The sequence below is a fragment of the Flavobacterium anhuiense genome, from assembly GCF_050990855.1.
Taxonomy (GTDB): Bacteria; Bacteroidota; Bacteroidia; order Flavobacteriales; family Flavobacteriaceae; genus Flavobacterium; species Flavobacterium anhuiense_C.
In genome coordinates this window covers 823119-837605 of sequence record NZ_CP158861.1, presented here as the reverse complement: position 1 = coordinate 837605, position 14487 = coordinate 823119, and the positions used below count along the sequence as shown (strand labels likewise).

At 35.9% G+C, this 14487-nt stretch carries 8 protein-coding genes; 4 read left to right on the top strand and 4 right to left on the bottom strand.

What is annotated here, in order from left to right:
- Positions 1 to 131: 131 nt before the first annotated feature.
- On the top strand, positions 132 to 5519 hold the full coding sequence (locus ABTV69_RS03895) for a T9SS sorting signal type C domain-containing protein (protein WP_433834369.1): 5388 nt from the start codon (positions 132 to 134) through the stop codon (positions 5517 to 5519).
- A 52-nt stretch (positions 5520 to 5571) separates the two neighbouring features.
- Here the strand turns inward: ABTV69_RS03895 and ABTV69_RS03890 are convergent, their stop codons facing one another.
- The 3 genes from ABTV69_RS03890 to ABTV69_RS03880 all read right to left on the bottom strand — a co-directional run bounded on the left by ABTV69_RS03890 (position 5572) and on the right by ABTV69_RS03880 (position 8056).
- Positions 5572 to 6438, bottom strand: coding sequence for a cupin-like domain-containing protein (locus tag ABTV69_RS03890; protein WP_433834368.1), 867 nt, complete (start codon positions 6436 to 6438; stop codon positions 5572 to 5574).
- A gap of 134 nt (positions 6439 to 6572) precedes the next feature.
- The gene (locus tag ABTV69_RS03885; protein ID WP_433834367.1) at positions 6573 to 7010 is read right to left on the bottom strand and encodes a hypothetical protein; all 438 of its coding nucleotides are present in this window, start codon (positions 7008 to 7010) and stop codon (positions 6573 to 6575) included.
- A 98-nt stretch (positions 7011 to 7108) separates the two neighbouring features.
- Positions 7109 to 8056, bottom strand: coding sequence for a bifunctional riboflavin kinase/FAD synthetase (locus ABTV69_RS03880; RefSeq protein ID WP_433834366.1), 948 nt, complete (start codon positions 8054 to 8056; stop codon positions 7109 to 7111).
- Between the two features lie 192 nt (positions 8057 to 8248).
- Between ABTV69_RS03880 and ABTV69_RS03875 the strand changes: the two genes are divergently transcribed.
- On the top strand, positions 8249 to 10921 hold the full coding sequence (locus ABTV69_RS03875) for a reprolysin-like metallopeptidase (RefSeq protein WP_433834365.1): 2673 nt from the start codon (positions 8249 to 8251) through the stop codon (positions 10919 to 10921).
- A 19-nt stretch (positions 10922 to 10940) separates the two neighbouring features.
- Here the strand turns inward: ABTV69_RS03875 and ABTV69_RS03870 are convergent, their stop codons facing one another.
- Positions 10941 to 11621: a ComF family protein gene (locus ABTV69_RS03870; RefSeq protein WP_433834364.1), complete on the bottom strand. Its 681-nt coding sequence runs from the start codon at positions 11619 to 11621 to the stop codon at positions 10941 to 10943.
- Between the two features lie 98 nt (positions 11622 to 11719).
- Here ABTV69_RS03870 and ABTV69_RS03865 point away from each other — a divergent pair, with 98 nt between their 5' ends.
- Together ABTV69_RS03865 and ABTV69_RS03860 are read left to right on the top strand one after the other, a co-directional pair.
- Positions 11720 to 13261 carry a glycine--tRNA ligase gene (locus ABTV69_RS03865; RefSeq protein ID WP_308067987.1) on the top strand — a complete coding sequence of 514 codons (1542 nt, stop codon included), beginning with the start codon at positions 11720 to 11722 and terminating at the stop codon, positions 13259 to 13261.
- A gap of 278 nt (positions 13262 to 13539) precedes the next feature.
- The gene (locus ABTV69_RS03860; RefSeq protein ID WP_433834363.1) at positions 13540 to 14358 is read left to right on the top strand and encodes a LytR/AlgR family response regulator transcription factor; all 819 of its coding nucleotides are present in this window, start codon (positions 13540 to 13542) and stop codon (positions 14356 to 14358) included.
- Positions 14359 to 14487 lie beyond the last annotated feature (129 nt).

Below are 14487 nucleotides of genomic sequence, written 5' to 3'. Positions count from 1 at the left end.
TTAAAACTGTCATTTATGCGCCTTAAGTTGATTGTAAAATTGAAGTGATTCTTCAGTTCTCTATTACTTGATTTTGCAATTAATCTTGTTTTGAATTTGAATTTATTTTTCAATTACTAAAATGCCACAAGATGAAAAAAGATTTACCTACTGCGCTGAATTTCTTCAGCTTTTCAACTTTAGTAACTTACATTGAGAAATTTTTAAAATCTGAAAGAAGAACTAAAATTCTTCTGATTTTAATGTTGTCCTTTTTTTATAATTCTTCTAAGGCTCAAATTTCACATCCGTTTACAAGTAGTGGAACTCTTCTTCTTCCTGCAGGTATGGATGTTGTTACTGTTGAAGGTTGGGGTGCTGGAGGAGCTGGAGGTGGAGCTAAAGTGACACCAGGAGAAGGTAGAAGCGGTGGCAGTGGCGGTGGCGGTGCTTATGCAAAAGGAACAATTAATACAACGGGATTATCGAGCTTAGGAGTTATTGTCGGGGCAACTGCATTAGGAGGAGCTGGTAATGGCGTATCTGGAGGAGCATCTTACATAACAGGATTTACAGGTGCTTTCAATGCGCCTGGAGGTCAGGGAGGGAATGCGAATATTGCGACAACTTCCAATCCAACTGGTGGAAATGGTGGTACTGGTGCTATTGGAAATCTCGCAACGGCACCAGGAACAAATGGCGCCAATGGAAGAGTTGCTGCATTAAGCTTACTTCTTACATCGGGTGCGGGTGGAAATGCTGGCGGTTATGGTACAATAAGTGGAGCTGGACGTGGTGGAGACGCACAATCTACTCTATTATTAACAGATTTAGCTGGAACTAACGGTGGAATTAGCGGAGGCGGAGGCGGAGGAGCTTTAAGTGCTAATGTTGCACAAAATGGAGGAAATGGGGCTAGAGGTCTGCTTACTATTACTTACACTTGTAAAACGTACAGTTTCAATTCAATAGCAGCAGATAATGTTTGTTCACCAGGAACAAGTACGCAGGTACGTCTAACTGGTACTGCCACAAGTTTACCAGCAGGTACATATACTGTGACTTATAATACAAGTAGACCAAATGCAGTGGGATTACCAGCAACAATGGTTGTTACAACTGCCGGATTTGGAAGTTTTACAGCAACAGGATTGAATACTTTAGGAAATAGTACTATTACTGTTACTTCTTTGAAATCACAGGATTGCACTTCGACATTTTCAACAAATAATTCTGTAAATATTACAGTTGGTGTTCAGCCGACATTAACATTAGGAACAATTGCTCCTGTTTGCGCTAGTACAAGTTCCCAAAATGTTACATTGTCCTATACAGGGGCGGCTAACTCACCAACAACTTACAGTATTACATGGGGTGCATCGCCAGCAAATAATTTTTTGCCTGTTACTGACTCTCCTTTACCGGCAGGTTCATTTACTATCCCAGTTCCTGCTAATACACTTGGTGGAACTTATACAGGAACATTGACAGTAAAAAATGCTTTGGGTTGTGTATCGCCTTCTTATAATTTTACAATATCGGTCAATGCACTTCCAACCATTACGCTTGGATCTGCAGCCGCTGTTTGTACTAGCACTTCTGTCCAAAGTACCAGTTTAAATTATACAGGTGTGACAAATGCACCGACGACTTACAGCATTGTTTGGAATGCAAGTCCGACAAATAACTTTGTGCCAGTTACAGATGCAAATTTGCCAGCAGGTTCAATTCCGATTTCAATACCAGCCAATACTGCAGTTGGAACTTATACGGGAACTTTAATTGTAAAAAATGGAAATAGCTGTATCTCCTCGGGCAATAATTTTACAATATCGGTCAATGCACTTCCAACCATTACGCTTGGATCTGCAGCCGCTGTTTGTACTAGCACTTCTGTCCAAAGTACCAGTTTAAATTATACAGGTGTGACAAATGCTCCGACGACTTACAGCATTGTTTGGAATGCAAGTCCGACAAATAACTTTACGCCAGTTACAGATGCAAATTTGCCAGCAGGTTCAATTCCGATTTCAATACCAGCCAATACTGCAGTTGGAACTTATACGGGAACTTTAATTGTAAAAAATGGAAATAGCTGTATCTCCGCGGGCAATAATTTTACAATATCGGTCAATGCACTTCCAACCATTACGCTTGGATCTGCAGCCGCTGTTTGTACTAGCACTTCTGTCCAAAGTACCAGTTTAAATTATACAGGTGTGACAAATGCACCGACGACTTACAGCATTGTTTGGAATGCAAGTCCGACAAATAACTTTGTGCCAGTTACAGATGCAAATTTGCCAGCAGGTTCAATTCCGATTTCAATACCAGCCAATACTGCAGTTGGGACCTATACGGGAACTTTAATTGTAAAAAATGGAAATAGCTGTATCTCAATGGGCAATAATTTTACAATATCGGTCAATGCACTTCCAACCATTACGCTTGGATCGGCGGCTGCAGTTTGTACTAGCACTTCTGTCCAAAGTACCAGTTTAAATTATACAGGTGTGACAAATGCACCGACGACTTACAGCATTGTTTGGAATGCAAGTCCGACAAATAACTTTTTACCAGTTACAGATGCAAATTTGCCAGCAGGTTCAATTCCGATTTCAATACCAGCCAATACTGCAGTTGGGACTTATACGGGAACTTTAATTGTAAAAAATGGAAATAGCTGTATCTCCGCGGGCAATAATTTTACAATATCGGTCAATGCACTTCCAGCCATTACACTTGGATCGGCGGCTGCAGTTTGTACTAGCACTTCTGTCCAAAGTACCAGTTTAAATTATACAGGTGTGACAAATGCTCCGACGACTTATAGCATTGTTTGGAATGCAAGTCCGACAAATAACTTTGTGCCAGTTACAGATGCAAATTTGCCAGCAGGTTCAATTCCGATTTCAATACCAGCCAATACTGCAGTTGGGACTTATACGGGAACTTTAATTGTAAAAAATGCAAACGGCTGTATTTCAGTAGGTAATAATTTTACGATAGCTATTAACTCAGCCCCAACAATTACTACATCAGGAAATTTATCTCCAATTTGCCAAAATGCATCAGCACAGATTGCTTCATTACCATATTCTGCGGCAACCGGTTCACCAATTAATTATGCTATAGATTGGACAGGGTTAGATGATCAAGGCACTACGGCTTTTTCTTTTAATCCAGCAGGAGGAAATATCAACAATATTATTGTTCCTGCAAATACAGCAGTTGGAACATATACTGGGGTCATGACAATTTCTACATCAACTGGGTGTTCGGCCACACAAACAGTTTCTTTAACTATTAATAGTCTTCCAACGATAAATACAGCAGGTGTCTTTACGTCTGTATGTCAAAGTTCATCGGTTCAGACTACAACATTGGGTTATAATTCAACGACTGGATCTCCAATCAGTTATGAAATAGATTGGATTGCTTTAACAGATCAGGGAGCGACACCATTTCCTTTTAGTTCTGGATCTGGATCTGTTATAAATGTGAATGTTCCTGCAAATACCGTTTCAGGAACTTATAATGGGATAATGACGATTACTAATTCAGGTGGATGCCTTGCAACTCAGAATGTTTCATTAACTGTAAATCCAATTTCGATTGCACCCACAGCTACAGTAACACAGCAACCAACCTGCGTAAATAACACAGGAGCGATCACGGTTACTTCGCCTGCATCTGGAACAGGCTACACCTATAGTATTGATGGAGTAGATTTTAGTAATACTTCAGGAATATTCACAGGATTATCTTCAGGAGTTTATAATGTGCAAGTAAAAAATACCACATCAGGTTGTGAATCTGAAGTAAAAGCTATTACTATAAACGCTTCTGTTACTAAAGTTTGGAATGGAAGTGCTGATGCTAATTGGGGAAATCCTGGAAATTGGACACCAACAGGAGTTCCTATTGCTACTGATTGTATTGATATTCCAGATGTTGGCATCGATCCAATTATTTCGGGTACCGATGCAAGTTTTTTTGCAAGTAGATTGACTGTTCAAAATAATGGATCTTTAATTGTGCAAAGTACAAATACAATAACGGTAACAAATGAAGTAAACGTAATCGGAAATGGAAGTTTAATTTTCGAAAATAATTCAAGTTTAGTTCAAATTGCTGATGTAGCAAATTCGGGAAATATTATTTATAGAAGAACAACACCTCCAGTAAAACGTTACGATGTCACTTATTGGTCTTCGCCTGTTACTCGAGAACCTCCATATACGCTACATGATTTATCGCCAAATACATTGTATGATAAATTTTTCAGATATGACCCATCGAGTGGTTGGATAACAATTGTTAATGGCGCAGCAGAAATGGTAAAAGGTACTGGTTATAATATTCGTGGGCCTCAATCACATGATATAAATTTGGCTCAGGTTTATTACGGAGAATTTGAAGGGGTGCCAAATAATGGTACCATTGTAGGTCCAGCAGCTGTTGCTGAAAAATTTGTTTTGTTAGGAAATCCATACCCATCAGCCATTTATGCTGATGAATTTATTAATGATAATGCGGCAAGCCTTTATGGAACATTATATTTTTGGACACATAACACTTCTCCTGCCCTCATTCCAGGCACGACAACCTATAGATATAGTAATGATTATGCCTACTACAATTTATCGGGAGCAACAACGGTTGGGCAAATGGAAGGAACTGGCGCATCAACAGAGGGGAATCAAACTCCGCCAGGAGGTTACATTGCTGCTGGTCAAGGCTTTTTTGCAAAATCCCTAACATCACAAAGTGTTATTTTTACAAATTCGATGCGAGTGCCAAATTTTAATAGTCAATTTTATAAGTCTGCTGCGACAACAGAAATAGAACGACATCGTATATGGTTAAATTTCACCAATACAGAAGGGGCATTTAAACAACTGCTTATCGGATATGTAACAGGTGCGACTAATTCTTGGGATAATAGCTACGATGCAATAACGATGAATGCAAATCCATATGTTGATTTTTATAGTATAAATGAAGGTAAAAAATTGGTTATTCAAGGAAGAGCGGTGCCATTTATTGCATCAGATACAATTCCGTTAGGATATAAATCTACCATTCCAACGGGCAATTTTACAGTTGCTATTGACCATGCCGACGGCGATTTGATCAATCGAGATATCTATTTGCAGGATAATGTAACAAAAACAATTCACAATCTTAAAACAGGAAGTTATACGTTTACATCAGATCCGGGAACTTTTTTAAACCGATTTGTATTGCGTTATACAAATCCAAATGAAACATTAGGAAACGAAAATTTTGAAAATCAAGAACAGAAGATTCTTGTTTCAGTTAAAAATAAAGACATTAGGTTGCAATCTATTTCTGATCAGCAAAATCTAGAAGAAGCTGCTATTTACGATTCGGGAGGTCATTTACTATATCGCAAAAAACAAATTGGAGATAAAGAGTGGGTTGTAACCAATTTTCAATCAGGTCCTCAAGTTTTATTGGTTAAGATAACTTTAGAAAGTGGCAAAACGGTGACGAAAAAAATAGTATTTAAATAAAAATGAAATAGCGATTGAATCCTAAAATTCTCAATCGCTATTTTTATTCTGATTAGGCACTGCGCCTTAGATTTTGGTGTGTATTGATAATTGCCTTTTCGTTTTTATAATCAATCCATTTCTGGCCTTGAATTTTTCGCATCATAATATCAAAGTGACGCATGATAAAAACATTGTATGCCGCTTTTGATAAATTGATAATGTTTTTTGGAAAAGATCGCAGACTCATAGAAAATCCTGGAGTTAGATATTTCATATAATGCCAGTAGCCTTCAGGCATATAAAGCATTTCGCCATGTTTTAGATTGGTAATAAAACCTTCAACATTTTGGAGTGCAGGAAATTTTTCATAATCCGGATGGTCAAAATCAATGTCTTCTCTCGAAATTAATGCGTGAGGAACTTTATACATAAATTTTGACTGATTGGGAGGGAAAATCATGCATTGTTTTTCGCCATGAAAATGAAAATGCAAAATGTTGGAATAATCAATATCATAATGCATGAAGACTTTAGAGTTTTCTCCTCCAAAAAACAGCATAGGCATTTGCTTGACTAGTTTTAGGCCAATATCAGGCCATAAGAAGTCATTTTTTAGCGAAGGAACCTCTTTCATTAAATTATAAAGAAAAATACGGTAATTGGTAGGCTTTTCTTCCAATAAGTCGATGTAATCGCTCATTTTCATTGTGGTGTGCGCCTCGTTAAATCCGTCTTCATGATTTACAGGCCTGTCGTCGTATAAGGGTACAATCGAATGTCCTGCGATTTCTTTTATATAAGATAATTTCCATTTGTTATATGCAGGCCAGTCTTCGGTTAATTCTTCGACAACAACAGGAATTTGTTTTTTTACATATTGGGAAACAAAATCTTCTCGAGAGATTTTTTTTACCCTTTCAATTTGTTTTAATTTCATTTTTACTAAATAAAAAATTGCTTATAGCATTGAGCTACAAGCAATTTATAAATATTTATCGAGAGTAATGAACTCTTTTAACTAAATTGTTAATCGAATCAATTTTGAATCGATTGAAGTTGCAGGTTTAAAAATTAATCGGCTGCATATTTGTTGTTCCAATATAGCATCATCATTAAAGTAACAATTACAGAAGAAGCGATTCCTTCAAATAATAGACAGATGCAATACGTTGGCACTGATGGATTTCCTCCAAACATGAAAGTTTCAGACAATGTTCTTACATAGGCATCTCCGCCTCGAGCATAACTGTACACTAATAAGCCAAATACACTCATTGATACGCCGACCACAGAGGTGGTCATTGCAGATATGGCATTTGATAGAAAATCGGTTTCTCCTTCATGAAAGTTCATTTGCATTGTCCTGTTAACACCGTAGAATATAAAGAAAACGTTGAGTGTTCTCAAGTAAAACAAATCTGCTAAACCTAGTACATTCATTAATAAAAAATAAATGCCAATTCCGAGGAAAATCAAAAACCCGTTGCTAATTTCTTTAGGTAATTTCATAGTGGTTATTTTTTAGAAGTTAATAGTAAATATTTGAAAAACAGTGTTCTATCAAATTTACTAAAAAAATAACTACGATGATTTAAAAAGGGCAAAAACTATGCGGTATGATTTTTTAAAGAAGAATCAATAAAAGAAAGCGAATCTGCTTTGTCTTGGTTTAGTTGTGCTTTTAAAGCATCTATCGAACCGAATTTCTGTTCTTCACGAATGTAATGGAGCAAAGAAACTTCAATGTTTTGATCGTAAATATCTTTGTCAAAATTAAATAAGTGAACTTCGATGGTTTGCTTCTCGCCATTAACTGTCGGATTAAAACCAATATTCATCATGCCAAAAACAGTTTCCTCGTTTACAGTTGCTTTTACGACATAAACGCCAATTTTTGGAATCAGTTTGTACTCTTCCTCAATGTCAATATTGGCGGTAGGAAAACCAATAGTTCGCCCCAGCTGTTTTCCTTTGACAATCGTTCCATTCAAGAAATAGCTGTAACCAAGGTATTTATTGGCTAAAGCCATATTGCCTTCATGTAAAGCTTTTCTAATTTTGGTTGAACTGACCGAAACATCTTGAATTTCTTCTGCAGAAATTTGCTCTACTTCAAATCCGTATTCAATTCCAAAAGCAATTAAATCGTCAATATTTGCAGTTCTATTGCGGCCAAAACGATGGTCATGTCCAATAATAATTTTTTGAATTTGAAATTTCTCCACTAAAATAGTACGAACAAATTCTTCAGCTGTTAATCTTGAAAAACTTTCGTTAAACGGATGAACAATTAAGTTCTCAATACCTGTGGCTTCCAAAAGTTTAATTTTTTCGCCGATCGTATTCAGCAATCTTATTTCTGATTTTTCTTGAAGTACCATTCGCGGATGCGGAAAAAAGGTAAGAACCAGACTTTCATATTTTCCGTTTTCAGTGTTCTGGGTAATTCGTTCCAGAATTTTTTTATGACCAATATGCACACCATCAAAGGTACCAAGAGTTAAAATTGTTTTCTTGGTTGACTGAAAATCGTTTATAGAATGAAAGAGCTTCAAAACAAATTATTTAAGATGCTGCAAATTTATACTATTCTCGCTTATATTTAATATATGCCAAATCGAATTTTAATGCATAATCTGTCTTTTTGTACAAAAATGCCGACTCGTCGATTAAAAAGCAATAATTGTCTGATATATACTTTTATTTCAAATTAATTCAAGTAATTTTGATATCTATATTTTGAGGGAATGAAAAAACAGCTACTTTGTATATTTTTTATTTTTTGTTTTGCCAATAGTAATGCACAAGATGTTTTATGGCAAAAAGTAACTTCTTCATCTGTTTTGAGAAAAGCGAATGGTGTAAGTTCCAATAAATTATATTATAAACTAAACACCAATCTCCTTAATTCTAGGCTGGCTTCGGCAACGAATAAAACAGCAAAAAGTACTTCGTCAGAAATCACAGTTCCAAATACTGACGGGAAAGTAGAACGATTTTCGGTTTGGGAATCTTCAAATTTTGATCCGGAATTACAAGCAAAATATCCAAAAATCAGATCTTATGAAGGTCGCGGAATAGACGATAAAAATGCCAAAATATATTTTAGCGTTGCGTCAATTGGAATGCAGACAATGGTTTTTAGAACAGGAAAACTAGCCGAATATATTGAGCAAAATCCTGATGATAAATCGGAATATGTTGTGTTTAAATCGGCAGACAATGCAGAGTCAAGAATGATTTTGGATTGTAAAACAGCCAATTTATTTCTTGAAAATAGAGCTACAACTGTTGCTAAAACAACTTCAAATGCCAAACAATTTAAAACACTTCGATTGGCATTATCCTGTACAGGAGAATATGCAGCTTATTTTGGTGGAACAAAAGAAGGTGCTTTAGCTGGAATGAATGCTACTTTAACTCGAGTAAATGGTATTTTTAATAGGGATCTTTCAGTAAAATTAATTTTAATAGCCAATAATGATGCTGTTGTTTATACAAATGCTTCTACAGATCCTTACTCACCAGCAAACATAGGGACACAAGGAGATGATCCGGTTTGGAGAAAAGAAGTGCAAACAACATTAACGAATGTTATTACTGAAGGCAATTATGATATTGGTCATCTGTTTGGCGCTACTGGAGGCGGCGGAAATTCGGGTTGTATTGGTTGTGTATGTATAAGTCCAACCACTAGCCAGCCTATTGGAAAAGGAAGTGCCTATACGTCTCCAGCAGATGGAAGACCGTTAGGGGATAATTTTGATATTGATTTTGTGGCTCATGAAATGGGACATCAGCTTGGTGCAACGCATACTTTTTCGCATTCTAATGAAGGATTAGGCACTTGTTATGAACCAGGAAGCGGCTCTACTATTATGAGTTATGCAGGAATAACAGATTATGATGTTCAAGATCATTCTGATGCTTATTTTTCTTATGCAAGCATTAATCAAATACAAAATAATTTGGCAGGAAAAACGTGTCCGGTTTCAACGTCTATTACAACTAATAGCCCACCTGTAATAAATGCGGGTTCAAATTACACAATCCCGATTAGTACACCATTTATTTTAACAGGTACAGGTTCAGATCCTGAAGGAAATGCTATAACCTACACTTGGGAGCAATACGATAATGCAATAACCACTTTTGGAAATAAAAGTATGTGCTACCCTACGAAACCTGATGGACCAATGTTTAGGTCTTTTATGCCAACAACCTCACCAGTTCGCTATATGCCAGCTTTAAGTTCTGTATTAAATAATCAGCTTACAACAAGTTGGGAATCTGTTTCCTCTATCGCTAAAACAATGAATTTTACGCTTACAGGACGAGACAATGCAGGAGACGGAATTTCTCAAACCAATACAGCGGCTATGGTGGTTACAGTAAGTGCTGCTGCGGGACCGTTTGCATTGACTTCGCAAGCAGATGATAATCTTGGTTGGGCAGAAGGGTCGGCGCAAACAATTACGTGGAATGTAAATAATACCAATACGCTTCCAGGTTCATCCAATGTCAATATCAAATTATCGCTCGACGGCGGATTAACATTTCCTGTCGTTTTAGCTAGCAATACTCCAAATGACGGCTCAGAAACAGTATTAGTGCCGGCAGAAATAACTCCTTCTACAAATTGCAGACTTTTAATAGAGCCAGTCGGTAATATTTATTACGCCGTAAACAGCAGGCCATTTGCAGTAGGATATACCGTTTCGACATCATGTTCCACTTATAATTTTGGTGGTGGCTATTCTACTGATCTTAATGTAAATGTAAATCGAACAGTTGTTGTACCTGCTTCTTCTGGACTTGTCGCAGATGTCAATGTGACAGTGAATGTAACGCATGCTAGATTTTCAGATCTGACAATGCAAATTATAAGCCCAAAAGGAACAGTTGTAACTTTATTTAATAAAAATTGTGGCGGCACAAGTTCAACTCTTGCTTTACAATTTGATGATAACGGAACTGCCTTAAACTGTGGCAGTACTGTAAGTCAGATAATAATCCCTTCAACTGCCCTAAATGCTTTTAATGGTGAAAATTCTGAGGGAACTTGGACTTTTAGAGTTTATGATGATACTACAGGAGCGCTAGGAACAATAAATTCTGCATCGGTAAATATTTGTAATAAAACGTACACTTTAGGAAATGAAGATTTTAATAATGCCGATTTTGTTGCCTATCCAAATCCAAATAAAGGGAGGTTTACAGTACAATTTGATAGAGATTCAGTGAGCGACATTAAAGTTACGGTAAACGATATTACAGGAAAATATGTCTACGACAGAACTTTTCAAGGTTCAGGATATTTTATTCAGGACATACAATTACCGGGTGTGCCACCAGGACTTTATTTCGTAACAGTTACTGATGGAGAAAGAAAAAATGTAAAAAAGATATTGATCAATTAATGCTCAAAATTATAAACGGCTAATGAGCTATAGCCATACAAATGATACTAATTTTTGCCCCAGGAATTTTTAATAAAGCTCTTGAGCAAGCTTCAATCGTTGCGCCTGTTGTAAGGACATCATCAAGAAGTAAGAAATGCTTATCGTGATCGGCTTCCGTAAATTCGACATCAAAAATGTTTTCAATATTTTCAGATCTTCCCAAAAGATTTTTTTTGGATTGTGTTTTAGAATACACCTTTCGAATTAAAATATTTTCCTCAAAAGGAATTTCGAGGCCAGTAGCTATCGCTTTTCCAAAAGTAGTAACCTGATTGTAGCCGCGTTCCTTGAATTTCCTTTTATGAAGCGGAACCGGAATTACCACATCAAAAGGAATTTGGAGCGTGATTTCTTTTAAATCTTCTACATACCAATTTCCTAGTTCAGTTCCAATTTCTTGATGGCCTTTGTATTTTAAATTGTGAATGAGTTCCTGAACCCTTCCTCTTTTGTTGAAATACAAAAAAGCTGAAGCAAATTCAATAGCAATCCTGCCGTAGAATTTTTTTACAGCTTCATTTTTTGGATCTAAATGGTATTGAGTAAGAGGCATGTCATGTCTGCAGATGGTGCAGAAAACCGTTTCATTCTGTAATAAAAGACCATGACAGCCACTACAGACTTTTGGGAAAAAGAGATTTATTAGATAATTAATCACAAAAAGAAAGATTTTATTTACAAAAATAACAAAATCAATACTTCAATCTGCATAATTTTTCTTTTTTATATAGGTAGTTTTTATATTTTTGCATCACTATGGCAAAACAAGAAGATATATTTAAGAATGTGGTTTCGCACGCAAAAGAGTACGGATTTATTTTTCCGTCAAGCGAAGTTTACGACGGATTAAGTGCTGTATATGATTATGCACAAAATGGTGTCGAATTAAAAAAGAATATCCGTGAATATTGGTGGAAATCAATGGTTCAGATGAATGAGAATATTGTCGGCCTTGATGCGGCAATTTTGATGCATCCAACAACTTGGAAAGCTTCTGGTCACGTTGATGCATTCAATGATCCATTAATTGATAATAAAGATTCTAAAAAGAGATATAGAGCTGACGTTTTGGTTGAAGATTTTGCTGAAAAAATTCACCAAAAAGCACAAAAAGAAATTGATAAAGCAAAAGCTCGTTTTGGCGATGCATTCAACGAACAAGAGTTTATTACTACAAACGCTCGTGTAATTGAATATTTAGCTAAAGAAAAAGAAATTAGAGAGCGTTTAGGACGTTCTTTAGGAGCTGGAGATTTAGCAGATGTTAAAGCTTTGATTGAAGAGCTTGAAATTGCTGATCCAGAAACAGGTTCTAAAAACTGGACAGAAGTAAAACAATTCAACTTGATGTTTGGTACTAAATTAGGTGCATCTGCAGAAAATGCGATGGATTTATATTTACGCCCAGAAACGGCTCAAGGTATTTTTGTTAACTTCTTAAATGTTCAGAAGTCAGGTCGTATGAAAGTTCCTTTCGGAATTGCTCAAACGGGTAAAGCGTTCAGAAATGAGATTGTGGCAAGACAATTTATTTTCCGTATGCGTGAGTTCGAACAAATGGAAATGCAATTTTTTGTGCGTCCGGGAGAAGAAATGAAATCATACGAATACTGGAAAGAAACTCGTTTGAAATGGCACTTGTCTTTAGGATTAGGAAAAGAAAATTACCGTTTTCACGATCATGAGAAATTGGCTCACTACGCAAACGCAGCGGCTGATATCGAATTTAATTTCCCATTCGGATTTAAAGAATTGGAAGGAATTCACTCTCGTACCGATTTCGATTTAAAAGCTCACGAAGAATATTCTGGAAGAAAATTACAATATTTCGATCCTGAATTAAACGAAAACTACGTTCCTTACGTAGTAGAAACTTCTGTTGGTTTAGATCGTATGTTCTTGGCTGTTTTCGCAACTTCATTAAAAGAAGAAACATTAGAAGACGGCTCTACAAGAACAGTTTTAAAGTTACCAGCAGTTTTAGCGCCAACTAAAGCAGCGGTATTGCCATTGGTTAAAAAAGATGGTTTACCAGAAGTTTCAAGAAAAATCATTGAAGATTTGAAATGGGATTTCAATGTGGCTTATGATGAAAAAGATGCTGTAGGACGTCGTTATAGAAGGCAAGATGCTTTAGGAACGCCATTCTGTATTACAGTAGATCATCAAACGCTTGAAGACGAAACGGTAACCATTCGTCATAGAGATACAATGAAACAAGATCGTGTAAAAATTACTGAATTAAGAGGTATTATCGAAAACGAAGTTTCGATGAAAAACTGGTTAATGAAAATGTAATCATTACAAGTTATTATATAGATCCCAAATTCTCCCGAAGATTCGGAAGAATTTGGGATTTTTATTTTTTAAAACAGGTATTTTATCGGTTTTTTTTGCATTTCATCCTTATGTATTAACATTTAAGGTTAATGTGTTAACAATAAGATGTTTAAAGTGATTAAATGCGTAATTTTAAATTTATGTTACTGCTAAAAGCAATTTTTTTCTTCTTTACAGCCAATTAAAAGTATTTTTTTGATTATGATTGCGCAGTGAGAAACCAACAAGACCCGAAATTGAAAAAGTATTCGTATATTATAATTGATGATGACGCTGAGAGTATTTTGAAAACCCAAACAACTGCTTCAGGTTTTTCAGAATTATCTTTTATAGCATCGGCATCAAATTTTCAAGACGGTTTAGACTTGGTTTTGGAGCACAAACCCGCTTTGGTTTTTCTAGAAATCGAACCTAAAAATCTGTCGAGCCATTTGTCTTTGGTTTTTATTAGCGAGCTTCATCGTTTTTTTCAGCAGATTCCGAAAATTATCGTTACAACCAAACAAAAAGACAAAGCTTTTGATGCTATTCAATACGGTGTTTTCGATTATCTTCTAAAACCCATTGCATCAAGTGATCTTTTAAAAACCATTTTAAAACTAAATAAAGCCAATTTAGAGACTCAAATGGCTCCATTTATAGAAGAACCAACTTCTATTGTAATCGATAATGCAAACAACGTTACGATTCCTCAAAATATCGAAAAGCCATTGACAATATGTATAAAATCGTATGGAGATTATAGATATTTGAATGCTGAAGATATTTGCTATTTCCAAGCCGATAATAACTCCACAGATATTTATTTAAATACGGGTGAAATGATTACGGCATTTAAAACGTTAAAGCATTTTGAGAGTGTTTTGACATATCCTTTTATCCGTATTCATAACAGTTATGTTATTAATCGAAATTATATTTCAAGGATTCATAGCGGAAACTCAATCTGTTACATAAAAAATTCTACAAAAAAGATTCCTTTTTCTAAAACCTACAGAGCAAATGTTGAGCAGATTATTGCCGATTTTGCAGCAGGAAATTATCTAGAAGTCTAAAAATTAGACAATTACATTGATTTGCTATCCATTGACTATCAATTGGGTACGATCTACCATAAACCCAATTTTTCGTATAAATTTTTCTAGACCTCGGTGTTAGTTTTACACTCTGATTCGCCACAAATA

Bases quoted from the DNA above. Each gene is read 5' to 3' on its own strand.
- ABTV69_RS03865 (WP_308067987.1), top strand. From the start codon at position 11,720: ATGGCAAAACAAGAAGATATATTTAAGAATGTGGTTTCGCACGCAAAA.
- ABTV69_RS03875 (WP_433834365.1), top strand. From the start codon at position 8,249: ATGAAAAAACAGCTACTTTGTATATTTTTTATTTTTTGTTTTGCCAAT.
- ABTV69_RS03885 (WP_433834367.1), bottom strand. From the start codon at position 7,010: ATGAAATTACCTAAAGAAATTAGCAACGGGTTTTTGATTTTCCTCGGA.
- ABTV69_RS03890 (WP_433834368.1), bottom strand. From the start codon at position 6,438: ATGAAATTAAAACAAATTGAAAGGGTAAAAAAAATCTCTCGAGAAGAT.
- ABTV69_RS03895 (WP_433834369.1), top strand. From the start codon at position 132: ATGAAAAAAGATTTACCTACTGCGCTGAATTTCTTCAGCTTTTCAACT.